Source organism: Streptomyces sp. NPDC018693, assembly GCF_044391385.1.
Taxonomy (GTDB): Bacteria; Actinomycetota; Actinomycetes; order Streptomycetales; family Streptomycetaceae; genus Streptomyces.
The window spans coordinates 265,683-290,355 of the sequence record NZ_JBIRZZ010000010.1 but is presented as its reverse complement, the minus strand read 5'-3'; the positions used below and the strand labels follow the sequence as shown (position 1 = coordinate 290,355).

The window sequence follows — 24,673 nt, the reverse complement described above, 5'->3', positions numbered from 1 at the left end:
TCCCTTCACACCGCCCCGGTCAGTCGCGCTGTCAGTCGCGCGCGAAGCGGCGCACACCCGACGGCGTCACCACGGCGTGCACCGGCCGGTCGTGCGCCTCCGCCGGAACCTGCTCGACGACCTCGGCGTCGTACAGGAGCACCACCAACGCTGGGCGCACGCCCGCGCGCTCCAAGCGTGCCAGCACGCGGTCGTACGAGCCTCCGCCGCGCCCCAGCCGCATCCCGCGCGCGTCGACCGCGAGCCCCGGCAGCAGCACCACATCGGCGCCCGTCACGGCGCCAGGTCCGAGCCGCGCGCCGGTCGGCTCGAACAGCGCCATCTTTCCGCCATGTTGGACCCTCTCCAGCGATCCCTCGCCGGCGTAGGCCCCCCAGTCCAGATCGTTGTCGGGCAGCAGGGCGGGCAGCAGCACCCGCACACCCCGCGCACGCAGCGCGTCGAGCAGCGCGAGCGTGCCGGGCTCACTCCCCACGGAGACATACGCCGCCACCGTGCGCGCGTGCGCCAGCTCGGGCAGTTCCAGGGCGCGTCCGGCCAGGGCTGCGGCTGCCTCCCGCACGTCATCCGCAGTCAACGTGTTTCTCACCGCGATGAACTTTCGGCGCAACATACGCTTGTCAGGCTCGGCCGTGCCTTCGGCGTGACGCATCGGGCTCCCGTTCTGTTCGAATTCGTTCATATGAACATCTATCCACCGGGGCCACAGATTCCTCTCAAAGGCACCGGATATGGTGACGGGCATGACTCAGTCGCACCCCAGGATCAGCAAGGCTGTCATTCCAGCAGCCGGGCTCGGCACCCGGTTCCTGCCGGCCACCAAGGCCACTCCCAAGGAGATGCTGCCGGTCGTGGACAAGCCGGCGATCCAGTACGTGGTCGAGGAGGCCGTGTCCGCGGGCCTCGACGACGTCCTCATGGTCACGGGCCGCAACAAGCGCCCCCTGGAGGACCATTTCGACCGCAACTACGAGCTCGAGTCGGCCCTGGAGAAGAAGGGCGACGCCAATCGGCTGGCCAAGGTCCAGGAATCCAGCGACCTCGCGACCATGCACTACGTGCGTCAGGGTGACCCCAAGGGTCTGGGGCACGCGGTCCTGTGCGCCGCCCCGCACGTCGGACAGGAGCCCTTCGCCGTCCTGCTGGGTGACGACCTGATCGACCCGCGCGACCCGCTGCTCAAGCGGATGATCGAGGTGCAGGAACAGCGTGGCGGCAGCGTCGTCGCGCTCATGGAGGTCGCGCCCGAGCAGATCCACCTCTACGGGTGCGCGGCGGTGGAGGCCACCAACGACGGCGACGTCGTCAAGGTGACCGGCCTGGTCGAGAAGCCCGATCCGGTGGACGCCCCCTCCAACTACGCGATCATCGGCCGCTACGTCCTCGACGCGAGCATCTTCGACGTCCTGCGTAAGACCGAGCCGGGGCGCGGCGGCGAGATCCAGCTCACCGATGCTCTGCAGCAGCTCGCCCAGGACGAGAAGGTCGGTGGCCCCGTCCACGGTGTCGTCTTCAAGGGCCGCCGCTATGACACCGGCGACCGCGGCGACTATCTGCGTGCCATTGTCAGACTCGCGTGCGAACGTGAAGATCTGGGTCCGGACTTCCGGTCCTGGCTTCGCCGTTACGTCACCGAGGAGTTGTAACCACGTTGAGCACCGCCGCGCCCCGCTCCAGCGGCCAGGAACACCTCTGGTCGGTCGACGAGCACCTGGAGGACATCCTCGCCACCGTCCGCCCTCTGGAACCCATCGAGCTGCAACTCCTCGACGCCCAAGGCTGCGTCCTGGTCGAGGACGTCACGGTGCCGGTCTCGCTGCCGCCGTTCGACAACAGCTCCATGGACGGGTACGCGGTGCGGGTCGCGGACGTCGCGGGCGCGAGTGAGGAGTTCCCGGCGGTCCTGGAGGTCGTCGGGGACGTCGCGGCGGGCCAGGGCGAGCTGCTCCACGTGGGCCCGGGGCAGGCGGCCCGGATCATGACCGGCGCCCCACTGCCGCCCGGCGCGGAGACCGTCGTCCCTGTGGAATGGACCGACGGCGGGCTCGGCGAAGGCCCGGTCGGCGGGATGCGCGCCCGCAGTCTCGCCCCCGAGGGCGCCACCGGGCACGCGCGCGTGTACCGGCCGGCCGAAGCACGCGCGCACGTACGCGCCAAGGGCAGCGACGTGAAAGCCGGCGACCGCGCCCTGGAAGCCGGCACCGTCCTCGGCCCGCCCCAGATCGCCCTGCTGGCCGCGATCGGCCGCGGCACGGTCCGCGTGCGCCCGCGCCCGCGCGTGGTCGTCCTGTCCACCGGCAGCGAACTCGTCCAGCCCGGCGGCGAACTCGGCAGCGGCCAGATCTACGACTCCAACAGCTTCGCCCTGACCGCGGCCGCCCGTGACGCCGGCGCCATCGCCTACCGGGTGGGCGCGGTCGCCGACGACGCGGAAACCCTCCGCTCCACCATCGAGGACCAGCTCGTACGGGCCGACCTGCTGGTCACCACGGGTGGCGTCAGCGTCGGGGCGTACGACGTCGTCAAGGAGGCGCTGTCGCACGTCGGCGACGAGGACGAGGCGGGCAGCGGCATCGAGTTCCGCAAGCTCGCCATGCAGCCCGGCAAGCCCCAGGGCTTCGGCTCCATCGGCCCCGACCACACCCCGCTGCTGGCGCTGCCCGGCAACCCGGTGTCGTCGTACGTCTCCTTCGAACTCTTCGTCCGCCCCGCCATCCGCGCACTGATGGGCCTGACGGACGTCCACCGGCCCACCACGCGCGCGCGGCTGGCCGCGGACAAGGCCCTGACCTCCCCGAAGGGGCGACGGCAGTTCCTGCGCGGAACCCACGCCGACGGCACCGTCCGCCCGGTGGGCGGCGCCGGATCGCACCTGGTCGCCGCCCTCGCGCACGCCGACGCGCTGATCGTCGTCCCCGAGGACGTCGAGGCCGTCGAACCGGGCACCGAGGTCGAGGTCGTCCTGCTCGGCTGACGCGCGCGCGGGCCCGCGTCCTGCCCCGTCCGCAGGACGATCCTGCTCCGCTGCGCGCCCCGCCGGGGGAGTACCGTGTCGCGCACAACAGGCCCGTGCGCCGCACCGCAGACGGGCCCGGACCAGGAGCGCCACACGAGCATGAGTACGCAGGACCGACTGACGCACATCGACGAGGCGGGAGCCGCCCGCATGGTCGACGTATCCGGCAAGGACGTGACAGCGCGCACGGCGCGTGCCAGCGGGCGTGTTCTCGTCTCGCCCCGCGTGGTGGAGCTGCTGCGCGGGGAGGGCGTGCCCAAGGGCGACGCGCTGGCCACGGCGCGCATCGCCGGCATCATGGGCGCCAAGCGCACGCCGGACCTCATTCCGCTGTGCCACCCGTTGGCGCTCTCCGGTGTGAAACTGGAGCTGTCGGTCGCGGACGACGCCGTGGAGATCCTGGCCACGGTGAAGACGACGGACCGCACGGGCGTCGAGATGGAGGCCCTCACCGCGGTCTCCGTCGCCGCGCTCACCGTGATCGACATGGTCAAGGCGGTCGACAAGGGAGCGGTCATCACGGACGTGCGCGTGGAGGAGAAGACGGGCGGCAAGTCGGGCGACTGGAGCCGGGCGTGAGCGGCACGCCGTCCGCCGATGGTGCGCCGCGCGCGCCGTATCGCGCGCTGGTCGTCACCGCCTCCAACCGTGCCTCCGCGGGTGTGTACGAGGACAAGGGCGGCCCGTTGGTCGCCGAGGGGCTCGCGCGTTTCGGGTTCGCCGTCGACGGGCCGCAGGTGGTGCCCGACGGAGACCCCGTGGAGGCCGCCCTGCGCGCCGGCGTGGCCGCCGGCTACGACGTGATCGTCACCACCGGCGGTACCGGTGTGTCACCCACCGACCGCACCCCGGAGGCCACGCGCGCGGTGCTCGACCACGAGGTGCCGGGCATCCCGGAGGCCATTCGCGCGTTCGGACGGGAGAAGGTGCCGACCGCGGCGCTCTCGCGGGGCCTGGCCGGAGTGGCGCAGCGGACGCTGATCGTCAATCTGCCGGGCTCCTCCGGCGGAGTGAAGGACGGACTGGCCGTCCTGGAGCCCCTGCTGGTCCACGCCGTGGACCAGCTCCGCGGCGGCGACCATCCCCGGCCCGAGGAACCCCCAGGGGGTGTGAGCTGAACAGCCCATCCTGGCCCGTGGAACTGGCGGAGGGCGACATCGTCCTACGGCCGATAAAGCTGCGCGACCAGCGGGCCTGGCGTGAGGTCAACCGGCGCAACCGGGACTGGCTGCGCCCCTGGGAGGCGACCATCCCGCCGCCCGCGCCGAGCGGGCCGATCGCGCACCGGCCGACCTACCGCCAGATGGTCCGGCACCTGAGGTCGGAGGCGAACGCGGGCCGGATGCTGCCCTTCGTCATCGAGTACCAGGGGAGGCTCGTCGGGCAGTTGACGGTCGCCGGGATCACCTGGGGTTCCATGTGCTCCGGGCACATCGGCTACTGGGTGGACGAGGGGGTCGCCGGCCGCGGTGTGATGCCGACGGCCGTGGCGCTCGTCGTCGACCACTGTTTTCGCACCGTCGGGCTGCACCGCATCGAGGTCTGCATTCGCCCGGAGAACGGCCCCAGCCGTCGGGTCGTGGAGAAACTCGGATTCCGAGAGGAGGGGCTGCGGCCCCGTTATCTCCACATCGACGGCGCCTGGCGGGACCACCTCGTGTTCGCGCTCACGGCCGAGGAGGTGCCCGAGGGCCTGCTGGCCCGCTGGCGGCGCTCACGTGCCCATCGCGCGCCCCGCGACCACGAGAACGCGCCGCGGAATCCGGCCAGCCCGGGAAATTGAATAAGTGTTCGAAATTGATCGGCTGGTGACCGTCTCTAGACTTCGTTTTCGCGCTCTCGGCGGCCTGCTGATCGCATCGGTCGCAAAAAAAGCTCGAAATATCAGCCAGATCGTGCGACACACCGGCTCAATTGGCGGATGGCCTCACGCAAACCCCTCTACCGTGTGAGGCGTGAGCAGCAGCGGCCTCATCTACGCAGTCATCGTCGGGGCCTGGGCCGCCTACTTGGTGCCGATGTGGCTCCGTAGGCAGGACGAGCTGAACGAGGCCCGTCCGACGGAACGCTTCAGCACAGCCATCCGGTTGCTGTCCGGACGGGCGGGAATGGAGCGCCGGTACGCCAAGGACCTGCGGGCGCGCTCCGCCGAGGAGGGGGAGCCGGACGTCGCCCCGGACGCCGTCACCGACTCGATGGACGTCCGGGCCTTCGCCATGCCTCCGACGCGCCCGCAGGCGCACGCGGTGGTCCAGGAGCGGGAGCCAGGGCACGGCGCTGAACCGGCGCGCGAACAGCGCCACCAGCGCGAGCCGTCCGGGCAGGCGAACCGGCCCGCGCGCGCGGACAGTGGCGCGACCGCGCATGAAGCGGGGTCCGCGCCGGCGCCCAGACGCGTGCCCGGCGCCCGGCGCCCGTCGCCCGCCTCCGCGCAGGCGGCCGCCGCGCGCGCCCAGCGCTCGAAGGTTCTCGCGCGCCGCCGGCGCACCACCGTGATGCTTTTCCTCGCCTTCACACTGGGTGCGGTCGTCGCCGCCGTCGGGGGGCTCGCGTTCCTTTGGGCGCCCGGTGTGCCCGCTGTCCTGCTCAGCGTGTACATCGCGTACCTGCGCGCCCAGGAACGCCGCCGCTTCGCCTTCCAGATGGACCGGCGGCGCGCGGAGGCCGCCGCGCAGCGCCTGAAGGAGCGTGCACGCCAGCCGCGCCGGCGCGCGTCCGCGTCCGCGCCCCTCGAGGCCGAGGCCGACGCCGGCGCAGAGGAGCCCGACCAGGCGCCCGAGCCGGAGACCGACCCCGAGCTGCTGGCGCTCGCCGCGGACCGGCGGGCGCTCGTCGAGCAGACGGATCACGCCGAGTGGGTGGACCAGCAGCGGGAGCGGCAGCGGCGGCCGGGGCGCGGGGAGAGCTGGGATCCGGTGCCGGTGCCGTTGCCGACGTATGTGACCGCGCCGGTCGCGCCGCGGGCGACGGCGGATGTGGATCTGGGAGCGCCGGACACATGGAGCTCGGCGCGTTCGAGTGCGGTCGCGCCGGAGCAGGGGGAGCGGGAGACCGGCGTGGAGGCGGGCGAGAGCGCCTCCGCGGAGGGCAAGGCGGACGAGGACGAGCGCAGTGACGCCCGTCGTGCCGCATCCGCGCGGCGGTCGCGGGAGCGGGGCCGTACGCCGCTGTTCGACCAGTACGAGGACGGCGACCGGCCCAGGGCAGCCAACGAGTGACCCGCGCCACCCTCCCGTTGCGCGCCCCGACCGGCCACCGGGAACGGATTTTCAAGCAGGCCGATGGGGGTGCTAGAGTTTCACTCGTTGCAAGGGCCTGTGGCGCAGTCCGGTAGCGCACCTCGTTCGCATCGAGGGGGCCAGGGGTTCAAATCCCCTCAGGTCCACGCAATGACCGTAGCGACTTCGGTCGGAGACGGTTCGGGAGGTCCCGTTCAGCTCATCGAGCTGGGCGGGATCTCCTTGTTTTGGTGCCCCGTTGGGGGTGCGGGCCGCGCGCGGGTGCGGTCGGCCCGCTGAAACGGGGTCACAGGGGCTTGGCGTAGCAGCGACTCGACTCGTAGAAGCGGTAGTAGCCGAACTTGGCGCACGGCTCGTAGCCGCTGGAGGTGTACAGGGCGATGGCCTCGGGCTGCTCGGTGCCGGTCTCCAGGACCATGCGGAGGCGGCCGGCCGCGCGGGCGTCGTCCTCCAGGGCGGTGAGGATGCGGCGGGCGAGTCCGAGGCCGCGCATCTCCTTGATGACGAACATGCGCTTGAGTTCGGCGTCGCCGTCCTCGTTGCCCTCGGCGTTGCGGTCCTGGCTGCGCCAGCCGCCGGTGGCGACGGGGCGGTCGGTCTCGTCGTAGGCGATGAAGTACACGCCGCGCGGGGGTGCGAAGTCCGACGGCTGCAGGTGGGTGGCGTCGCCGCCGTCGCCGTAGCGCTCGTGGTACTCGGCCTGGACCTCGTCGTTGAGCTTGACGGCGTCGGGGTGGTCGAAGGAGACACGGCGTATATTCATGCTGCTCACTGTACTTCTATGCGACTTTCTGTCGGGCGGCCATTTCTGGACGTTGTCCAGTGTGCCGGTATCGTGCCGGGGTGCTCACCGTGACCAGTGTGAACGTGAATGGACTGCGCGCCGCCGCGAAGAAGGGCTTCGTGGAGTGGCTCGCCGCGACCTCCGCCGATGTGCTGTGCCTGCAGGAGGTGCGGGCCGAGCCCGGCCAGCTGCCCGATGCCGTGCGGGCTCCCGAGGGCTGGCACGTCGTGCACGCGCCCGCCGTCGCCAAGGGGCGCGCCGGCGTCTCCCTGTACACGCGGCGGGAACCGGACGACATCCGTATCGGCTTCGGTTCGGCGGAGTTCGACAGCAGCGGCCGTTACGTCGAGGTCGATCTGCCCGGTGTGACCGTCGCCTCGCTCTATCTGCCCTCCGGAGAGGTCGGTACCGAGCGGCAGGACGAGAAGATCCGCTTCATGGGTGAGTTCCTGGCCCACCTCAAGGCGCTGCGAGAGCGGGCCGCGGCCGACGGGCGCGAGGTGCTCGTCTGCGGCGACTGGAACATCGCCCACCAGCAGGCCGACCTCAGGAACTGGCGCGGCAACACCAAGAACTCCGGGTTCCTGCCGGAGGAGCGTGCATGGCTGGGACGGGTCTTCGAACCGGTGGACGGGGGATATGTCGACGTGGTCCGCGCGCTGCATCCGGATGTGGAGGGGCCGTACACGTGGTGGTCGTACCGGGGGCGGGCTTTCGAGAACGACTCGGGTTGGAGGATCGACCTCGCCGTGGCCACTCCCGGGCTCGCCGTACGGGCTGTCAAGGCGGTGGTGGAGCGTGCGGCCAGTCATGAGGAGCGGTGGTCGGATCATGCTCCTGTGACGGTGGTCTTCGAGATGTGACGGACCGTGGTGTCGCCATTCGCCTGCGGCGTCACTGCGAGCCCGTGGGCGGCTCCCGGCATGCCGAGAACCAGCGTCCGGGCATGTTGTCTGCCCCAGGCGATCAACTCGGCCATGTGGGCCACGGACCGCGGACGACGGAACCGGCCGTACCCGGGACTGGGCTACGGCCGCTTGCGCAACCGGCGGTCCAGCGCCAGTGACAACTCCGCCTCCACCACGCTGCGGGCCAGCGGGCGCAGGCGGTGCACGTCCTGCTCGGGGGCGTGGCGCAGCACCAGAGTGGTGAAGAGGTCGGCCAGGGCGTCCGCGTGCTCCCGTACCTGGGCGCCCGCGGCCAGCACCTCCGACAGCGGGATGCCCTCGCGGACCAGGGCGGAGGAGACGTCCAGGAGGCGACGGCTGATGTGGACGATCGTGTCGCCGTCGGCGCCGAGGTAGCCGAGTTCCATCGCGGCGGCGAGGTTCTCGGGGGTGACCTCGCCCTCGAAGCGGGCGGCCAGCTCCTCGGGGGTGAGGCGGACCGGCTCCTCCTCGCTCGGAGTGCCGACGCCGAGCAGGTCGGCGACGTCGCGGCCGTGGTCGAACGCCTCCGCGAGCTCCGCGATGCCGCTGAGGGTGTGGCCGCGTTCCAGGAGTGCGGCGATCGTGCGCAGGCGGGCCAGGTGATGGTCGTCGTACCAGGCGATACGGCCCTCGCGGCGCGGCGGCGGGAGGAGGCCCCGTTCCCGGTAGAAGCGCACGGTGCGCACCGTGATGCCGGCCAGTCGGGCCAGTTCCTCCATGCGGTATTCACGCTTGTCTGCCACGTCCGCACCCTAAGTCGTACCGTCGGTAACTTTCCTGGTCCCGACCCCTACCCATGAGTACGGCCCTCCTCTACGCTCCCCATTGCGCCAGTGTTCACTGGCAGAGTCCGATGCGGGGCGGGGAGGCTTCGGGATGTCCGAGCACGAACACGAGCATGTGCGGGTCGCGGTGATCGGGTCCGGGTTCGGCGGGCTCGGGGCCGCCGTGCGGCTGCGCCGTGAGGGGATCACCGACTTCGTCGTCCTGGAGCGGGCCGGCAGCGTGGGCGGCACCTGGCGCGACAACAGCTATCCGGGGTGCGCGTGCGACGTGCCGTCCCATCTGTACTCGTTCTCCTTCGCACCCAACCCGGACTGGCCGCGCACCTTCTCCGGGCAGCGGCACATCCGCGCCTACCTGGAGCACGTCACCGATGTCTTCGGGCTGCGCCGGCACATCCGCTTCGACTCCGAGGTCACGCGGATGGTCTGGAACGCCGAACGGCTGTGCTGGGACATCGAGACGACGAGCGGGGATCTCTCCGCCGACGTCGTAGTCTCCGCCACCGGGGCGCTGTCCGACCCGAAGATCCCGCAGATTCCCGGGCTGGACACCTTCCCCGGCAAGATCTTCCACTCCGCCCGCTGGGACCACGACCACGACCTCACCGGCCGGCGCGTCGCCATGGTCGGCACCGGCGCCTCCGCCATCCAGATCGTGCCCGCTATCCAGCCCAAGGCCGGGCATCTCACGCTCTTCCAGCGCACCCCGGCGTGGGTGATGCCGCGCGTCGACCGCGCCATAAGCGGATTCGAGCGCTCGCTGCACCGGGCGCTGCCTGTCACCGCGCAGCTGCGGCGCGGACTGCTCTGGGGCCTACGGGAGTTGCAGGTGCAGGCATTCACCAAGCGTCCGGGCGAGCTCGGCTTCGTCGAGCAGCTGGCCCGGCGGAACATCGCCCGCGCCATCAAGGATCCCGTGCTGCGGGCCAAGCTCACGCCCGACTACCGCATCGGCTGCAAGCGGATCCTGCTGTCCAACCAGTACTACCCGGCGCTCGCCCAGCCGAATGTCGACGTGGTCGCCAGCGGGCTCAGCGAGGTCCGCGGGTCCACCGTCGTCGCCGCCGACGGCAGCGAGGCCGAGGTCGACGTCATCGTCTTCGGTACGGGCTTCCACGTCACCGACATGCCGATCGCCGACCGGGTCGTCGGGGCCGACGGGCGGACCCTCGCCGAGTCCTGGAAGGGCGGGATGGAGGCCCTGCGGGGCGCGTCCGCGGCCGGCTTCCCCAACTGGATGACGATCATCGGGCCCAACACCGGCCTCGGGAACTCCTCCATGATCCTCATGATCGAGTCCCAGCTGAACTACATGGCCGACTACCTGCGCCAACTCGACGTCCTCGGAGGCCGCGCCGCGCTCGACGCCCGGCCGAGCGCCGTGCATGCCTGGAACCGGCGCGTGCAGGATCGGATGAAGCGCACGGTGTGGAACACGGGTGGATGCACGAGCTGGTACCTCGACGCGAACGGGCGCAACAGCACCATCTGGCCCGGTACGACGGGGGAGTTCCGGCGGGCGACACGGCGCGTGGATCTCGCGGAGTATCAAGTGCTGCGGGCGCCGGCGCGGGTGGCCGGGCCTGCGCCGGGGCGCGTGCGGGCCAGCGGGAGTGGTGAGGGTGCGCACGCCGGCGCCGAGGTCACCTCATGAGCCGGCCGCAGCATGTGGTCTCCGGACCGTACGCGCCACCCGTTCCCAGCCGTGAGCTGACCGTCGTCTCCGCCGACGGCGCGCAACTGTATGTCGAGGCGCATGGGCCGCAAGGTGCGCCCCCCGTCGTCCTGGCGCACGGCTGGACCTGCTCGACCGCCTTCTGGGCGGCGCAGATCCGGTCGCTGGCGGTCGACCACCGGGTGATCGCCTATGACCAGCGGGGGCACGGGCGGAGTCCGGTGAGCGCGGCGTGCGGTACCGAGGTGCTCGCCGACGACCTGGAGGCCGTACTGCTCGCGACGCTCGCCCCGGGTGAGAAGGCGGTGATCGCGGGGCATTCGATGGGTGGGATGACGGTGATGGCGGCGGCGTCGCGGCCGGCGTTCCGGGCGCATGCGGCGGCGGTGCTGTTGTGCAGCACGGGGAGTTCGCGGCTGGTGGCGCAGTCCACGCTCCTGCCGCTCGCACCCGGTCGGCTCAGGAGCCGGCTGACACGGCGCGTTCTTGCCTCGCGCGCCCCCCTCGGACCTGTCACGCCCCTGGCGCGCGCCGTTCTCAAGTACGGGACGATGGGCGCCGGTTCGGCCCCGCACATGGTGGAGGCGTGTGCGCGGATCGTCCACGCGTGCCCGCGCCGGGTGCGCTACGCCTGGTCGCAGGTGCTCGACCGGCTGGATCTCGATCACGGGGTGCGTGAACTGACCGTGCCGACGGCGGTCGTGGTCGGGACGGCGGACCGGCTGACGCCTCCGGTGCACGCGCGGTCGCTCGCCGCCGCGCTGCCGGACTGCGCCGGTCTCACGGAGCTGCCCGGGCTCGGTCACATGACGCCCGTGGAGGCGCCCGAGCTGGTCACCGCGAGAATCCGGGAACTCGTCGCCGCACATGTCACCGCGCAAAGCCGTCAGGACGCGGACCGTACCGCGAACACGCACGTCAGGGAGGGCACATGAGCAGGGTCAGCCTGGAGGGGCAGGTCGCCGTCGTCACCGGAGCCGCGCGGGGTGTGGGCGAGCTGCTCGCCCGTAAGCTCTCCGCGCGCGGTGCGAAGGTCGCGCTGGTCGGGCTGGAGCCGGACGCGCTCAAGCAGGTCTCCGAGCGGCTGCACAGCGACAGCGGCCACTGGTACGCCGACGTCACCGACCACGAGGCGATGGCGCGGGTGGCCCAGGAGGTGAAGGCGCGGTTCGGGAAGGTGGACATCGTCGTCGCCAACGCCGGGGTCGCGACCGGCGGGCCCTTCGCGGACTCCGATCCGGACGCCTGGCGCCGGGTGATCGAGGTCAACCTCATAGGCTCGGCGGTCACCGCGCGCGCCTTCCTGCCGGTGCTGCGTGAGAGCCGCGGCTACCTCCTGCAGATCGCGTCCCTCGCGGCGATCACTCCGGCGCCGATGATGACGGCGTACTGCGCGTCCAAGTCGGGTGTGGAGGCGTACGCGCACAGTCTGCGCGCCGAGGTCGGCCACCAGGGCGTGAAGGTCGGCGTGGGCTACCTGTCCTGGACCGACACGGACATGGTGCGCGGTGCCGACCAGGACGATGTCATGCGGGAATTGAGGCAGCGGCTGCCGTGGCCGGCCAACAAGACGTACCCGCTGGGGCCGGCCGTCGACCGCATCGTCGACGGGATAGAGCGGCGCGCCGGGCATGTGTACGGACAGTGGTGGTTGCGCGGGATGCAGGGGGTGCGCGGTTACCTGCCGGGGCTCATCGGCGCGGTCGGGCAGCGTGAGATGCGGCGGTTCGCGCCCCGGCTCGACGGGATGCGGAGGGGGCTCGTCGGCGCGGGAGGGGCGGCCGACGAGGAGGCACGCGCAGCGCGGCGCGCCTGAGCGCCGTGACTCACGGCTCAGCGCCGCGGGCTGCGCCTCAGCGCCGCGGGCTGCGCCTCAGCGCCGCGGGCTGCGCCTCAGCGCCGCGGGCTGCGCCTCAGCGCCGCGGGCTGCGTCTCAGCGCTGTTCCCCGCGCCTCAGCGCCGCCGCGTCACGCCTTCACGGCGCGCGCCGCGTCACGCCTTCACGTCGCGCGCCGCGCCTCCACGCCGTCCACCGCGCCACCGCGCCGTGCCTCGCGCCGTAGCGCCCCACCTGCCCTGACTACGCTCCGTGCGTGATCGACATGCAGTGCGTGTCCGCCCGTGTGAATCTGGTCGAGGCCCCGACGTGGGGCCCAACCCCCCTCACCCACCACGGGAGTGAACCCACATGGGTATGAAGGACAAGTTCCAGGACCAGGCCGAGCAGTGGCAGCAGCAGGCCAAGGAGAAGATGGGCGAAGCCAAGGAGCAGACCCAGCGCCGTAGCCGTCGCCGCGAGGACGAGGACATGACGCCTGAGCAGCGCGAGCAGCAGGAACGCTTCGACCAGGACTACGACGCCTGACGTCGGCGGCCGCTGAGCCACTGCAGCGAGGGGCGCCCCCCAGCAGGAGGGCGCCCCTCGCCTGTGATGCTGTGTCCATGCCGCACCCACTGCGGTGGCCGTCGTGATCGACGGTGGCTGGTTGCGCGTGTACGGCGGCGCGTCGGCCGAGGTCGAGACGCCTTCCCTGGCCTCGGTCAACGACCTCCCGGCCGCCTTCGACCCCGTCTGGCGCCCGTGACGGCGCCCTGATCGTCGCCCACGACGTCCTTGGCGGTGTCTTCGCCCTCAACGGCCCCGACCCGCCGCGGCCGGCCGCCCCGGCGTCGCCGGCCAGGCCGTTCTGCCGCCAGTCGGCGCTGCCCTCACCGGGGTTCCTCGGGACCCTCAGAGCGCTCCCCGCCTACCCCACCTCGCCCCGCGGCGGCAGCGCGGGCCGTGACCGGTCCGGTACGTCGCGGTAGTCGGGTGGGGAGGCGGGTGGGTCGGTCTGGAGGAGGCCGAGGGCGAGGCGGACCGCGTCGTCCAGTTGGGCGTGGCGGCCCTCGGCCCAGTCGAGGGGGGTGCGCAGGGCCTCCAGGTCGGGGGTGACGCCCTTGTTCTCGATGGACCAGCCGTACGCGTCGAACCAGGCCGCGTTCATCGGCACGGTGATCACCGTGCCGTCGCCGAGCCGGTGCCGTCCGGTCATGCCGACGACGCCGCCCCAGGTCCGCTGCCCGACGACCGGGCCCAGCTTCAGCAGCTTGAAGGCGGCCGTGATCATGTCGCCGTCGGAGGAGGTGGCCTCGTCGGCGAGGGCGACCACGGGACCGCGCGGGGCGTTGGAGGCGTACGACACCGGCTGGGCGTGGCGCGTCAGGTCCCAGCCCAGAATCGTGCGCGTCAGCTTCTCCACGACCAGCTCGCTGATGTGCCCGCCGGCGTTGCCGCGCACGTCCACGATCAGCGCGGGCCGGGACACCTCCATCCGCAGGTCCCGGTTGAACTGCGCCCACCCCGAGCCGCCCATGTCCGGGATGTGCAGGTAGCCGCACCGGCCGCCGCTCAACTCCCGTACCACTTCGCGGCGTTTGGCCACCCAGTCCTGGTAGCGCAGGGGGCGCTCGTCGATCAGCGGGACGACCGCGACCCGGCGGGACCTGTCGCCGCCGTCCGCCCCCGCGAACGTCAGCTCCACCGTCGTACCCCCCGATCCCGCCAGCAGCGGATACGGTCCGCTGAGCGGATCCACCGGCCGGCCGTCCACATGGGTCAGGACGGCGCCCTCGCGGATTCCGGTGCCCGCCAGCGGCGAGCGCGCCTTGGAGTCGGAGGAGTCGCCGGGCAGGATGCGTCTGATCAGCCAGCGGCCGTCGCGGCAGACGAAGTTGGCGCCGAGCAGGCCCTGCCAGCGCTGGTAGTGGGCCGGGCCCTCGTTGCGGCGCGCGGCGCTGACGTACGCGTGGGAGGTGCCCAGCTCGCCCAGCACCTCGCGGAGCAGATCGGCGAACTCGTCCGGCGAGGCGACCCGTTCGACCAGCGGCCGGTACTGCTCCAGCACCGCGTCCCAGTCGATGCCGCACATCCCCGGGTCCCAGAAGTACGCCCGGATCAGCCGCCCGGCCTCCGCGTACGCCTGGCGCCACTCCGCGCCCGGGTCCACCTCGTGCAGGATGCGCCGCAGGTCGATCCAGACGGTGCTGTCGCTGTCCCCGGCCTCCGTCGCCGGTACGGCGCGCAGCTCGCCCTCGTCGACGACGACCAGCCGGGTGCCGTCGCCGCTCACCCCGAACCAGTCCAGATCGCCCACCAGTTCGGACTTCTTCGCCTTGGTGAGGCTGAAGTGCTCCAGGGTGGGCTTCCCGCTGGTGTCGTCCGGGTTGGCGAAGGTCTCGCCGAGCGCGCCGGAGATCGGCCAGCGCAGCCACACCAGCCCGCCGCCGGCGACCGGGGACAGCGCGGAGTACTTGGAGGCGGCCACCGGGAAGGGCGTCACCCGGCTCTCCAGCCCCTCGACCTCGACGGTGACCGTGCCGTCCCCGCCCTCGCCCTCCTCCTCCACCGGATCCAGGCCCCCGGCGGCGGGCCGGCCCTCCGGGTTCAGCGCGAACGGGGAGGGCGTCGCGGACGACAGCGGCACCAGGTAGGGGCGGCAGCCGAGCGGGAAGGACAGATCGCCGGTGTGCACGTCGTACACCGGGTCGAATCCGCGCCAGGACAGGAACGCCAGATAGCGGCCGTCGCGGGTGAACACCGGGTTCTCGTCCTCGAAGCGGCCGTTGGTGACGTCGACGACGAACGGGCCGCCCCCCTCCGCCGTTCCGGCGATCCTCGCCATCTTGATCTGCCGCAGCGACCGCCCGATCCCCGGGTGCGACCATGTCAGCCACGCCCCGTCCGGCGAGAAGGCCAGGTCGCGCACGGGCCCGTTGACGGAGTGGATCAGCTCGGTGACCTCGCCGTCCGCCTCCTCGCCCACCTCGACGAGCAGCAGCCGCCCGTCGTGCGAGGCGATCGCCAGCCGCTCCCCGTCCGGATCGCACACCATCTCCAGCACCCGCCCCAGCTTCCCGGAGGCCAGCCGACGCGGCGCCCGGTCGCCGGTGGCGCGGGGCAGGTAGGAGATCTCGACGGCGTCCTCGCCCTCGGCGTCCGTGACGTAGGCGACCTGGCCGCCGGCGCCGAGCATCTCCGGGAGCCGCACCCGGATGCCGGGAGTGTCGGTGAGGGTGCGCGCCGGGCCGTCCCGGTGGGTCAGCCAGTACAGGCTGCCGCGCACGACGACGGCGCTGGCCCGCCCCGTCTCGTCCACCGACAGCCCGTCCACGTGCTGCGCGGCGGGGATCTGGTACGACCGCCGCCCCGCGCGCGGGCCGCTCAGCCGTACGTCGAGCCGGCGCGGCTTGGAGTCGGCGGCGAGGTCGTCGACGATCCACAGGTCGCCCGCGCACTGGTAGACCACCCGGGTGCCGTCGCCGGCCGCGTGCCGGGCGTAGAAGGCGTCGTGGTCGGTGTGACGGCGCAGGTCGGTGCCGTCGTAGGCGCAGGAGTAGAGGTTGCCGACGCCCTCGTGATCGGAGAGGAAGGCGATCCGGCCGCCGACGAACAGGGGCGAGTCGAGGTGTCCGTCGAGGTCCGGCAGGAGCCGTTGGCCGTGCAGCCAGAGCCGGCCGGTGGCGCCGCCGCGGTAGCGCTTCCAGGCGGCGGGTTCGTGCGGCGGGGTGCCGGTGAGCAGCAGGGTGCGGCGCTCATCCGCGAGATCGGCGACCTGGATGTCGGCGACCGGGCCCCAGGGCAGCTTGCGGCCCGGGTCGCCCTCGGTGCCCACCTTGTAGGCCCAGGTGAAGTGGGAGAAGGGCTCGCCGTGGGAGGCGACGGCGAGGATGTTGCTCTGCCCGTCCTCGTCGGGCGGGGTCCATCCGCACACGCGCGTGTCGGCGTTTCCCCAGTACGTCAGCCGCCGGGCCGGCCCGCCGTCCACCGGCACGACGTGGATCTCCGGGACGAGGCTGCGCCAGCTCGTGTACGCGATCGTGCGGCCGTCGGGCGAGAAGCGCGGGTGGCCGAGCTTGGTGCGGTCCACGGTGAGCCGCCAGGCGCGGCCGGGGCCGTCGAGCGGGGCCAGCCAGAGGTCGTCCTCGGTCACGAAGCACAGCAGGTCGCCGCTGAGGTGCGGCAGGCGCAGATAGCTCACCTCACCATGCTTTTCCGGCTGGGAGGGCCGGGCAACTCGTGGGCCCGTCCGGTGCGGCGTCCCGGACGCCTCTTATGCGGTCTTCACAGACGTGACCCACCACACGTACGAAACGGTTTCGTTTCGTTGGCGCGGGGGGTATCTTCATCTACGTACCAACCACCGGGAAGCGGAAGAGGGTGAGCGGATGGCCGAGGTCGTGACAGCGCGCCGCAGTCGGCTCACCCCCGAGCGTGAGGCCGAGCTGTACGAGGCCGTGCTCGACCTGCTCCGCGAGGTCGGCTACGACACCCTCACCATGGATGCCGTCGCCGCCCGCACCCGATCCAGCAAGGCCACGCTCTACCGCCAGTGGGGCGGCAAGGCCGAGCTGGTGGCCAAGGCCGTACGGCACGACAAGTCGAGCGGTATGGCTGCCGTCGACGAGGTCGACACCGGATCGCTCAGGGGCGACCTGCACGCCCTGACGCTGCGTTCGGACGACTGCGAGATGGAGCAGAACTTCGCGCTCATGCGAGGTCTGGCCATGGCGGTGCACGCCAACCCGGACCTCCAGCGGGCGTTCCAGGAGCATCTCATCGACCCGGAGTTCGCGGCCCTCCGCCGCGTGCTGCAACGGGCGGTCGACCGGGGCGAGGTCCGTGCGGACAACCCGGCGATCGAGTTCCTGATGCACATGATGATGGGCGGCTTCGTCGCCCGCGCCCTGATCGAGGAACAGCCGCCGACGCAGTCGTTCCTCCTCGCGTACATCGACGCCGTGGTTCTCCCCGCCCTCGGCGTCACCACCCCCTGAGCCGCACGGCTCACCGCACCTGACACGACCGCTCACGTCGTCGGGCCGATCATCCCTGCCCCGAGGGCCGATCACCCCTGCCCTGAAGAAAACACGACCTGACCGGGAGCCCTCGTGGCCACGTTTCTCTACAAACTCGGCAGACTCTCCTTCCGGCGACGACACTTCGTCGCCCTGATATGGATCGCGCTGCTCACGCTCGCAGGCGTCGGCGCGGCCAGCGCCCCCAGCGCGGGCTCCGGCTCCTTCTCCATCCCCGGCACCGAGGCCCAGAAGGCGTTCGACCTGCTGGACGAGCGCTTCCCCGGCCTGACCGCCGACGGAGGGACCGGGCGCGTCGTCTTCAAGGCGCCCGCCGGCGAGAAGATGACCGACGCCGACAACAAGGCGATCGTCGAGAAGACCGTGCAGGAGCTGAAGGGCGGCTCCGAGGTCGCCTCCGTCGCCGATCCGTACACGGCCAACGCCGTCAGCGCGGACGGCACGGTCGCGTACGCCTCCGTGTCGTACAAGCTCCCCGGCTACGAGCTGGAGGAGTCCACCAGGGACGCCCTGAAGGACGCCGCGCAGAACGCGCGGGACGCCGGGCTGACCGTCGAGGTCGGCGGTGACGCGCTGCAGGCCCCGGCCGAGAGCGCCGCCTCGGAGATCATCGGCTTCGCGGTCGCCGCGCTGGTCCTCGTCGTCACTCTCGGTTCGCTGCTCGCGGCGGGTCTGCCGCTGCTGACCGCGATCATCGGCGTGGGCATCGGCGTCTCGACGATCACCGCGCTCGCGAGCGCGCTCGACCTCGGCGACACGACGTCCACCCTGGCGCTGATGATCGGCCTGGCGGTCGGCATCGACTACGCGCTGTTCATCGTCTCCCGGTACCGCGGCGAGCTGGCCGAGGGCCGGGACCGCGAGGAGGCGGCGGGACGGGCCGTCGGCACGGCGGGCTCGGCGGTGGTCTTCGCCGGCCTCACGGTCGTCATCGCCCTGGCCGGTCTGTCGGTCGTCAACGTCCCGATGCTCACGAAGATGGGCATCGCGGCGGCGGGCACGGTCGCCATCGCCGTCCTGATCGCGCTGACCATGGTCCCGGCCCTGCTCGGCTACGCGGGCCGCAGGCTGCGCCCGGCGGGCGAGAAGAGCAAGCTGCTCGGCGGCGGCCGCGCGGCCAGGAAGGCGGCCGAGGAGCCGGACCGCCCGAACATGGGCACCCGCTGGGCGAACTTCGTCGTACGCCGTCCCGTGGCCGTCCTCCTGACGGGCGTGATCGGCCTGGGCGCCGCGGCCATCCCGGCGGCCTCGCTCGAACTGGGCCTGCCCGACGACGGCTCCCAGCCCACCTCAACGACCCAGCGCCGCGCCTACGACCTGCTCTCGGAGGGCTTCGGCCCCGGCTTCAACGGTCCCCTGATGATCGTGGTCGACGCCAAGAACAGCGACGACGCGCAGGCGGCCTTCACCGAGGTCGGCAACAGGATCAAGGGCCTGGACAACGTCGTCTCGGTGACTCCGGCAGCGCCCAACCAGGCCGGCGACACCGCGATGATCACCGTCATCCCCGACGCCAAGCCGGCCTCGACGACCACCGAGGACCTGGTGCACGGCATCCGCGACACGGGTGCGCAGGTCGCCGCCGACACCGACGCGACCGTCTACGTCACCGGTACGACCGCGATGAACATCGACATGTCGCAGAAGATGAACGACGCGCTTGTCCCGTACCTGATCCTGGTCGTGGGCCTGGCCTTCCTGCTCCTGATCGTGGTCTTCCGCTCGATCCTGGTGCCGCTGAAGGCGGCCCTGGGCTTCCTGCTGAGCGTGCTGGCGGCACTCGGCGCCGTGGTCGCGGTCTTCCAGTGGGGCTGGCTGGCTGGCCTGCTGGGCGTCGAGGAGACCGGTCCGGTCATGTCGATGATGCCGATCTTCATGGTGGGCATCGTCTTCGGACTGGCGATGGACTACGAGGTGTTCCTCGTGACCCGGATGCGCGAGGCGTACGTCCACGGCGAGCAGCCGACCCAGGCCGTCGTGACGGGCTTCAAGTACGGCGCGAGGGTCGTCACCGCGGCGGCGATCATCATGATGGCGGTCTTCGGCGGATTCATCGGCGCCAGCGAGTCGATGGTGAAGATGATCGGCTTCGGCCTCGCCATCGCCGTCTTCTTCGACGCGTTCATCGTCCGCATGGCCATCGTCCCGGCCGTCCTCGCGCTCCTCGGCAGGCGCGCCTGGTGGCTGCCCGAGTGGCTCGACCGGGCCCTGCCCAACGTCGACGTCGAGGGCGAGGGCCTGCGCACCGACACGGACCGCGCCCCGCACGACGCCGACAACGACGGGGACAAGGAGCTGGTACGCGCCTGACGCACCGCCTGTGAAGAACGGCCGGTGAGGGCTGCGTGGGGACGGGGCGCCCTCACCGGCTTCTTCGTGCCCGGCTCCGTCGGGAAGCCCTGGGAACGGGAAGCCCTGGGAACGGGAAGCCCTGGGAACGGCAAGCCCTGGGAACGGCAAGCCCTGGGAATGGGAAGCCTTGCGAAGGTGAAACCCGTTCGCTCGCCTCCCGCGCACCCCGCTAGCGTGCGGGCATGACGTCGACCGGAGCGCACCCTCGATTCGCCGAAGCCCTGCACGCGATGGAGCTGGGGGAGGTGGCGGCGCGGGTGCGCCGCTTCCCGGCCGCCAGCCGCACCGCCGCCGAGGCCGCCGCCGCGATCGGGTGCGAGCTGAGCCAGATCTGCAAGTCGCTGGTCTTCGCCGCCGACGGGGTGCCCGTGCTGGTCCTCATGGACGGCGCATCCCGCGTGGACGTCGAACTGGTCCGCAGGGAACTCGCCGCGGCCGCGGTCACCCGGGCCGACGCCGCCGTCGTACGGGAGACCACCGGGTACGCCATCGGCGGCGTACCGCCCTTCGGGCACCGCGCACGCACGCGCGTGCTCGCCGACCGCGGGCTGCTCGCCCACGACGTCGTGTGGGCCGCCGCCGGCGATCCGCACGCCGTCTTCCCCATGGCCCTCGCCGCGCTGGTCGAACACGCCGGCGCCACCGTGGTGGACGTCCGCGAGCACACCGCGTGACGCCGCTGGTCGTCTCGGCCGTCCTGCTCGCCGCCGTCGCCCACGCCAGCTGGAACGCGGTCGCCCACCGCATCGACGACAAGCTCGTCGGCTTCACCCTCATCGCCGGCGGCGGCATGCTCATCGGGCTCGCGCTGGCTCCGTTCGCGGCGTTCCCGGCGGCCGGCGCCTGGCCGTACCTGCTCGCCTCCGCCGCGATCCACATGGCGTACTACGCGCTGCTGATGCGCTCCTTCCGGCTCGGCGACTTCGGCCAGGCGTACCCCATCGCGCGCGGCTCCGCGCCCCTCGTCGTCACCGTCCTCGCCGCGCTCTTCGCCCACGAGGTCCCCGACGGCTGGGCCGCCGCCGGCGTCGCCCTGTCCTGCGCGGGGCTGACCGGCGTGGCGCTGTGGGGCCTGCGCGGGCGCCGGCCCGACTGGGCGGCGATCGGGGCCGCGCTCGCCACCGGCCTGACCATCGCCGCGTACACCGTCGTGGACGGCCTCGGCGTGCGCGCCTCCGGCTCCTCCCTCGGCTACATCGCCTGGCTGATGGCCGTCCAGGGCGGCCTCGTCCCGGCCTACGCCTGGTACCGCTGGCGGGGCGGGACGATCGCGCGGATCCGGCCGTTCGCCCGCCTCGGCCTGCTGGGCGCCGCGCTGTCCGTGGCCGCGTACGCGCTGGTGCTGTGGGCGCAGACCCGCGCCGAACTCGCGCCCGTCGCCGCCCTGCGGGAGTCCTCCATCCTGGTCGGCGCGGCGATCGGCGCGGTGTTCTTCAAGGAGCGGTTCGGGGCGCCGCGGATCGCCGCGGCGGGGCTGCTCGTCGTGGGCATCGGGCTGCTGCTGCACGGGGGTTGATCAGGGCGCCCGCAATGGTACGGCGTCCGTGTAGGCGTTGGCGGGCTTGTCGATCCCCTCGACGGTACGGGCGTCCAGCGCGACCTCCGCCGAGTCGGTGCCCAGCGTGCCCGCGGGGTGCCAGGTGCCCGTCACCGCCACCCAGGTGTCGGTCTTCGGCGCCGGGACGCCGTACACCCGCACCTTCACCGACTGGGCGTCCGCCGCACAGCAGTTGAGGAGCAGCCGGGTCAGGTACCAGCCCTCCTTGCCCTTGCCGGCCGGTGTGACGAACCCGGTCAGCAGGATCGTCCGCCCCTCGACGGCCCGCTCCTCGTCCTGCCGCACGCGGCGCGTGAAGTCGCCGAGGGTGAGGGGCAGGGGCGAGGTGGTGGGCAGCGGGTCGAACTCCTCCTGCGTGCCCAGCGGCTTCGGCGCCTCCCGGGCCGCGGTGTAGGCGCCGAGGGCGGGCGGGGCGTAGAGGAGAAGGCTGAGCGCGGGGAGGAAGAGGAGCCAGGCGGCGCGGGGCGGGCGGGAGTGGTCGTGGCTGTGGCCGGCCTCGGGGCCGTGGTCTTGGTCTTCGTCCTGGTCTTCGCCTTGGTCTTCGTTCTCGTCCTGGTCTTGCCCGTCGGTGTCGCTTGCCGCTTTCGCGCGGTACGACGACCAGCCCTCCGTCAGCCCCAGGAGCAGCAGCACGATCCCGGAGGCCACCAGCAGCGGGCGCATGCCCTCCTTGACGTACCGCAGGTACACGTCGGTGACCAGCGTCGCCCGCAGCAGTCCCAGGCCGCTGAGGACCAGCAACAGTGCCTGTACGGGACGTCTCACAGCAGGATCCCTCCCACGACCGCGCTGCACAGGACGGCCACGACGGCCGTCGCGGCGGAGAAGCGGACGGCGAACGCCCGCCCGAACGTGCCCGCCTGCAAGGCGATCAGCTTCAGATCGACCATCGGCCCGACCACCATGAACGTCAGCCGCGCGGTCGGCGAGAAACCGGACAGCGAGGCCGCGAGGAACGCGTCCGCCTCCGAGCACACCGCGAGCAGCACCGCCAGCGCGGCCAGGAACAGCACCGACAGCCAGGGCGAGTCGGCGAACGTGTCGAGGACCGAGCGCGGCACGGCCACGTTGAAGCTGGCCGCCGCCATCGCGCCGACCACCAGGAAGCCGCCCGCGTGCAGGAAGTCGTGCCGGAAGGCGTCGCGGAACTCCGCCCAGCGGCTGCCGCCCGGCCGGTGCCCGGTGTGCCGCACCGCCGGGCGCAGCCACTCCTCCCGGCCCCGCCACAGCCACAGCCAGCCCATGAGGGAGGCGGCGGCGAGGGAGGCGAGCAGCCGGGCCAGCACCATCTCGGGGCTGCCGGGGAAGGCGACCGCCGTGGCCGTGAGCACGATCGGGTTGACCGCGGGCGCCGACAGCAGGAAGGCGAACGCGGCGGCCGGGGTGACCCCGCGCCCGATCAGGCTGTTCGCCACCGGCACCGACGCGCACTCGCACCCCGGCAGCACCACCCCCGCCGCCCCGGCGACCGGCACGGCCAGCGCGGGCCGCTTCGGCAGCAGCCGGTTGAACACGGACGCCGGCACGAACGCGTTGATCGCGCCCGACAGGGCCGTGCCCAGGAGCAGGAACGGCAGCGCCTGCACGGTCACCGCGAGCGCCACCGTCTGCCACGCCCGCACCGCCGGCTCGTCCGTCCACCGCCCCGCCACGACCAGCAGGGCGCCGGGCAGGACGGCCGACGCCAGGAGCAGCAGGGGCCAGTGCCGGGGCCATGCGCGCGCCGAGGCGCCGCGCACGTCGTCTTGCGCCACCTCTGTCTCGTACATGGTCGGATCAACATATCGGTCATGACCTCTGTGTGTGCGTCCGCCCGTCGGGAGGAGCACCCTGGAAGCAGAGGTTCCGGAGGTGATCGTCATGTTGCACACAGCAGTGGGATGGCACGTCGAGCTGGAGTTCAAGGAGGACGACCAGCACACGAGCGCGGTGGCGCTGGTGCGGCTGCCCGATGGCACCGAGGTACGGGCCCGCGGACACGCCAGCCGCCACCACTCCGACGCGAATCAGCCGAGGGTCGGCGAGGAGATAGCGGGCGCCCGCGCGCTCAACGAACTCGCCATGCAGCTGCTGACGAAGGCGCACGGTGAGATCGACGCGGCGTCGGGCCGGACGTCGCATCCGATCAACGTGTGAGGCGCGCGCCGCGCGCCGCGCGGCAGGTTGGTGAGCGGCGCGCGCGTCTTCGGGTTGCGCGCGCCGTCCGCCAAGTCGTGCGCGCGGCGTGCGCGTTGTTCGGCAGGTCCTGCGCGCCGCTCATCGGGGTGCGTGCGCCCTCCGCCCAGCGCGTGGGCGCGTTCGGTCAGTTGGTGAGCGCCGTGCGCAGCGCGCGCAGCAGCGCCTGGGCTCGGGGGTCCGCCGTCACGCTCTTGCGGAAGCCGTTGGTGACGTAGCCGAAGGCGACCCCCGACTCGGGGTCGGCGAGGCCGAGCGCGCCACCGCGGCCCGGGTGGCCGAAGGAGGTGGGGAACAGCAGCGGGGATGCGGCACCGTGCAGCATGTAGCCGAGGCCGAAGCGCGTGTGGACGACGAGGACGCGGTCCGCGCCCGCCGACCGCTCGCCGCGTGCCAGCTCCACCGTCTCCGGAGTGAACAGCCGGGTGGTGCCGCCGTCGACGGGGCCGATCAGTGCGGCGTAGAAGCGGGCGAGTCCGTCCGCGGTGGCGATGCCGTTGGAGGCGGGCAGGACCGCTGCCCGGTAGGCGGGGTCGTTCTCGTCGGGCAGCGGGGTGATGGCGGCGAAGGCGCGGCGGGTGAGGGAGGCGGGGTCGGCGTAGGCGTCGGAGACGGACTGCTTGGGGCGGGTGCGCAGGGCGCCCGTCTGCGCCGGCGCGTCGATCTGGCCCACACGCCCGACTCGGTGTGCGTGCGCCGGCGGAAGGCCCAGCCACAGGTCGGCGCCGGCGGGCCCGGCGATCTCGTCGGCGATCCACGCGCCGATCGACCGCCCGGTGACCCGGCGCACCAGTTCGCCCGTGAGCCAGCTGTACGTCTGCGCGTGGTAGCCGTGCGCCGTCCCCGGTTCCCAGGCGGGCGCCTGTGCGGCGACCGCCGCCGCGCCGAGCTCCGGGTCGGCGGCCTCGGCGGGCGTGAGCGGACGGTCGAGCGCGGGCACGCCGGCCCGGTGTGCGAGCAGGTCCCGCACCGGCGTGCGCTCCTTGCCCGCCGTCTTGTACTCCGGCCAGTACGCCCCCACCGGCGCGTCGAGGTCCAGCTCCCCGCGCTGGTGCAGCAGCAGGAGTACGGCGGCGGCGACGCCCTTGGTCGCCGAGCGCACGATCTGCGCGGTGCCGGGCTCCCAGGGCGCCGTGCCGTCCACGTCCCTGGTGCCGCCCCACAGGTCGACGACCTTGTGCCCGTCCCGGTAGACGGTCACCGCCGCGCCCCGCTCCCCGAGCGTCTCGAAGTTCCGTACGAACGCTTCCCTGACCGGCTCGAAGCCCCCGGCCACCGCGCCGTGCACCTCCACGTCCGTCC

The 24,673-nt window shown here is 72.4% G+C and carries 23 protein-coding genes and 1 tRNA gene; 17 read left to right on the top strand and 7 right to left on the bottom strand.

The features are described 5' to 3' along the window. Nucleotides 1-31: 31 nt before the first annotated feature. Nucleotides 32-652, bottom strand: coding sequence for a 5-formyltetrahydrofolate cyclo-ligase (locus ACH5AC_RS26090; RefSeq protein WP_398864615.1), 621 nt, complete (start codon nt 650-652; stop codon nt 32-34). A 91-nt stretch (nt 653-743) separates the two neighbouring features. Here ACH5AC_RS26090 and galU point away from each other — a divergent pair, with 91 nt between their 5' ends. From galU to ACH5AC_RS26055, 7 genes are all read left to right on the top strand, one after another. Further along, nucleotides 744-1,646, top strand: a complete 903-nt coding sequence (galU, locus tag ACH5AC_RS26085; RefSeq protein ID WP_398864594.1) for a UTP--glucose-1-phosphate uridylyltransferase GalU — start codon at nt 744-746, stop codon at nt 1,644-1,646. 5 nt (nt 1,647-1,651) lie between these two features. Beyond that, a complete protein-coding gene (glp, locus tag ACH5AC_RS26080) occupies nt 1,652-2,974 on the top strand; it encodes a gephyrin-like molybdotransferase Glp (protein ID WP_398864593.1) in 1,323 nt (440 codons plus the stop codon). A 141-nt stretch (nt 2,975-3,115) separates the two neighbouring features. Then, nucleotides 3,116-3,595 carry a cyclic pyranopterin monophosphate synthase MoaC gene (moaC, locus tag ACH5AC_RS26075; RefSeq protein ID WP_398864592.1) on the top strand — a complete coding sequence of 160 codons (480 nt, stop codon included), beginning with the start codon at nt 3,116-3,118 and terminating at the stop codon, nt 3,593-3,595. Then, complete coding sequence (locus ACH5AC_RS26070) at nt 3,592-4,134, top strand: molybdenum cofactor biosynthesis protein B (RefSeq protein ID WP_398864591.1); 543 nt, start codon at nt 3,592-3,594, stop codon at nt 4,132-4,134. The genes moaC and ACH5AC_RS26070 overlap by 4 nt, the downstream gene beginning before the upstream one ends. Nucleotides 4,135-4,151: 17 nt before the next feature. Continuing rightward, complete coding sequence (locus tag ACH5AC_RS26065) at nt 4,152-4,799, top strand: GNAT family N-acetyltransferase (RefSeq protein WP_398864590.1); 648 nt, start codon at nt 4,152-4,154, stop codon at nt 4,797-4,799. Nucleotides 4,800-4,971: 172 nt separating this feature from the next. Further along, entirely contained in the window at nt 4,972-6,234 is a 1,263-nt protein-coding gene (gene glpR, locus ACH5AC_RS26060) for a gephyrin-like molybdotransferase receptor GlpR (RefSeq protein ID WP_398864589.1), read from the top strand. A 93-nt stretch (nt 6,235-6,327) separates the two neighbouring features. Further along, nucleotides 6,328-6,401: transfer RNA gene (locus ACH5AC_RS26055), tRNA-Ala, on the top strand. A 140-nt stretch (nt 6,402-6,541) separates the two neighbouring features. On the opposite strand, the gene ACH5AC_RS26050 is transcribed toward ACH5AC_RS26055, so the two are convergent. Then, nucleotides 6,542-7,018: a GNAT family N-acetyltransferase gene (locus tag ACH5AC_RS26050; RefSeq protein ID WP_398864588.1), complete on the bottom strand. Its 477-nt coding sequence runs from the start codon at nt 7,016-7,018 to the stop codon at nt 6,542-6,544. Nucleotides 7,019-7,098: 80 nt separating this feature from the next. Between ACH5AC_RS26050 and ACH5AC_RS26045 the strand changes: the two genes are divergently transcribed. Then, nucleotides 7,099-7,902 carry an exodeoxyribonuclease III gene (locus ACH5AC_RS26045; RefSeq protein ID WP_398864587.1) on the top strand — a complete coding sequence of 268 codons (804 nt, stop codon included), beginning with the start codon at nt 7,099-7,101 and terminating at the stop codon, nt 7,900-7,902. Nucleotides 7,903-8,066: 164 nt separating this feature from the next. Here ACH5AC_RS26045 and ACH5AC_RS26040 read toward each other — a convergent pair whose 3' ends face one another. Then, the gene (locus ACH5AC_RS26040; RefSeq protein ID WP_398864586.1) at nt 8,067-8,711 is read right to left on the bottom strand and encodes a MerR family transcriptional regulator; all 645 of its coding nucleotides are present in this window, start codon (nt 8,709-8,711) and stop codon (nt 8,067-8,069) included. A gap of 133 nt (nt 8,712-8,844) precedes the next feature. On the opposite strand from ACH5AC_RS26040, the gene ACH5AC_RS26035 reads away from it, so the two are divergent. The 4 genes from ACH5AC_RS26035 to ACH5AC_RS26020 all read left to right on the top strand — a co-directional run bounded on the left by ACH5AC_RS26035 (nt 8,845) and on the right by ACH5AC_RS26020 (nt 12,793). Beyond that, nucleotides 8,845-10,407: a flavin-containing monooxygenase gene (locus ACH5AC_RS26035; RefSeq protein ID WP_398864585.1), complete on the top strand. Its 1,563-nt coding sequence runs from the start codon at nt 8,845-8,847 to the stop codon at nt 10,405-10,407. Then, complete coding sequence (locus ACH5AC_RS26030) at nt 10,404-11,363, top strand: alpha/beta fold hydrolase (protein ID WP_398864584.1); 960 nt, start codon at nt 10,404-10,406, stop codon at nt 11,361-11,363. The genes ACH5AC_RS26035 and ACH5AC_RS26030 overlap by 4 nt, the downstream gene beginning before the upstream one ends. Further along, nucleotides 11,360-12,244: an SDR family oxidoreductase gene (locus tag ACH5AC_RS26025; RefSeq protein ID WP_398864583.1), complete on the top strand. Its 885-nt coding sequence runs from the start codon at nt 11,360-11,362 to the stop codon at nt 12,242-12,244. The genes ACH5AC_RS26030 and ACH5AC_RS26025 overlap by 4 nt, the downstream gene beginning before the upstream one ends. 372 nt (nt 12,245-12,616) lie before the next feature. Further along, nucleotides 12,617-12,793: a hypothetical protein gene (locus ACH5AC_RS26020; protein WP_398864582.1), complete on the top strand. Its 177-nt coding sequence runs from the start codon at nt 12,617-12,619 to the stop codon at nt 12,791-12,793. 382 nt (nt 12,794-13,175) lie between these two features. On the opposite strand, the gene ACH5AC_RS26015 is transcribed toward ACH5AC_RS26020, so the two are convergent. Beyond that, the gene (locus ACH5AC_RS26015; protein ID WP_398864581.1) at nt 13,176-16,448 is read right to left on the bottom strand and encodes a S41 family peptidase; all 3,273 of its coding nucleotides are present in this window, start codon (nt 16,446-16,448) and stop codon (nt 13,176-13,178) included. A 187-nt stretch (nt 16,449-16,635) separates the two neighbouring features. Here ACH5AC_RS26015 and ACH5AC_RS26010 point away from each other — a divergent pair, with 187 nt between their 5' ends. From ACH5AC_RS26010 to ACH5AC_RS25995, 4 genes are all read left to right on the top strand, one after another. Then, the gene (locus tag ACH5AC_RS26010) at nt 16,636-17,244 is read left to right on the top strand and encodes a TetR/AcrR family transcriptional regulator (RefSeq protein ID WP_398864580.1); all 609 of its coding nucleotides are present in this window, start codon (nt 16,636-16,638) and stop codon (nt 17,242-17,244) included. Between the two features lie 114 nt (nt 17,245-17,358). Continuing rightward, on the top strand, nt 17,359-19,596 hold the full coding sequence (locus ACH5AC_RS26005) for an MMPL family transporter (protein ID WP_398864579.1): 2,238 nt from the start codon (nt 17,359-17,361) through the stop codon (nt 19,594-19,596). A gap of 224 nt (nt 19,597-19,820) precedes the next feature. After that, entirely contained in the window at nt 19,821-20,312 is a 492-nt protein-coding gene (locus tag ACH5AC_RS26000; protein WP_398864578.1) for a YbaK/EbsC family protein, read from the top strand. After that, nucleotides 20,309-21,154 carry an EamA family transporter gene (locus ACH5AC_RS25995; protein WP_398864577.1) on the top strand — a complete coding sequence of 282 codons (846 nt, stop codon included), beginning with the start codon at nt 20,309-20,311 and terminating at the stop codon, nt 21,152-21,154. The genes ACH5AC_RS26000 and ACH5AC_RS25995 overlap by 4 nt, the downstream gene beginning before the upstream one ends. On the opposite strand, the gene ACH5AC_RS25990 is transcribed toward ACH5AC_RS25995, so the two are convergent. Both ACH5AC_RS25990 and ACH5AC_RS25985 read right to left on the bottom strand, forming a co-directional pair. Next, entirely contained in the window at nt 21,155-21,961 is an 807-nt protein-coding gene (locus ACH5AC_RS25990) for a TIGR03943 family putative permease subunit (protein WP_398864576.1), read from the bottom strand. Beyond that, entirely contained in the window at nt 21,958-22,965 is a 1,008-nt protein-coding gene (locus tag ACH5AC_RS25985; protein WP_398864575.1) for a permease, read from the bottom strand. The genes ACH5AC_RS25990 and ACH5AC_RS25985 overlap by 4 nt, the downstream gene beginning before the upstream one ends. Nucleotides 22,966-23,056: 91 nt before the next feature. Here ACH5AC_RS25985 and ACH5AC_RS25980 point away from each other — a divergent pair, with 91 nt between their 5' ends. Next, entirely contained in the window at nt 23,057-23,332 is a 276-nt protein-coding gene (locus tag ACH5AC_RS25980) for a DUF1876 domain-containing protein (protein ID WP_398864574.1), read from the top strand. 166 nt (nt 23,333-23,498) lie between these two features. On the opposite strand, the gene ACH5AC_RS25975 is transcribed toward ACH5AC_RS25980, so the two are convergent. Continuing rightward, nucleotides 23,499-24,665, bottom strand: a complete 1,167-nt coding sequence (locus ACH5AC_RS25975; RefSeq protein WP_398864573.1) for a serine hydrolase domain-containing protein — start codon at nt 24,663-24,665, stop codon at nt 23,499-23,501. Nucleotides 24,666-24,673: the final 8 nt, after the last annotated feature.

What these genes read in the sequence shown, in the direction of transcription:
- ACH5AC_RS26030 (WP_398864584.1), top strand. Translation starts at nt 10,404, where the DNA reads ATGAGCCGGCCGCAGCATGTGGTCTCCGGACCGTACGCGCCACCCGTT.
- moaC (WP_398864592.1), top strand. Translation starts at nt 3,116, where the DNA reads ATGAGTACGCAGGACCGACTGACGCACATCGACGAGGCGGGAGCCGCC.
- ACH5AC_RS26000 (WP_398864578.1), top strand. Translation starts at nt 19,821, where the DNA reads ATGACGTCGACCGGAGCGCACCCTCGATTCGCCGAAGCCCTGCACGCG.
- galU (WP_398864594.1), top strand. Translation starts at nt 744, where the DNA reads ATGACTCAGTCGCACCCCAGGATCAGCAAGGCTGTCATTCCAGCAGCC.
- ACH5AC_RS26020 (WP_398864582.1), top strand. Translation starts at nt 12,617, where the DNA reads ATGGGTATGAAGGACAAGTTCCAGGACCAGGCCGAGCAGTGGCAGCAG.
- ACH5AC_RS26010 (WP_398864580.1), top strand. Translation starts at nt 16,636, where the DNA reads ATGGCCGAGGTCGTGACAGCGCGCCGCAGTCGGCTCACCCCCGAGCGT.
- ACH5AC_RS26050 (WP_398864588.1), bottom strand. Translation starts at nt 7,018, where the DNA reads ATGAATATACGCCGTGTCTCCTTCGACCACCCCGACGCCGTCAAGCTC.
- ACH5AC_RS26025 (WP_398864583.1), top strand. Translation starts at nt 11,360, where the DNA reads ATGAGCAGGGTCAGCCTGGAGGGGCAGGTCGCCGTCGTCACCGGAGCC.
- ACH5AC_RS26035 (WP_398864585.1), top strand. Translation starts at nt 8,845, where the DNA reads ATGTCCGAGCACGAACACGAGCATGTGCGGGTCGCGGTGATCGGGTCC.
- ACH5AC_RS26090 (WP_398864615.1), bottom strand. Translation starts at nt 652, where the DNA reads ATGCGTCACGCCGAAGGCACGGCCGAGCCTGACAAGCGTATGTTGCGC.
- ACH5AC_RS25980 (WP_398864574.1), top strand. Translation starts at nt 23,057, where the DNA reads ATGTTGCACACAGCAGTGGGATGGCACGTCGAGCTGGAGTTCAAGGAG.
- ACH5AC_RS25985 (WP_398864575.1), bottom strand. Translation starts at nt 22,965, where the DNA reads ATGTACGAGACAGAGGTGGCGCAAGACGACGTGCGCGGCGCCTCGGCG.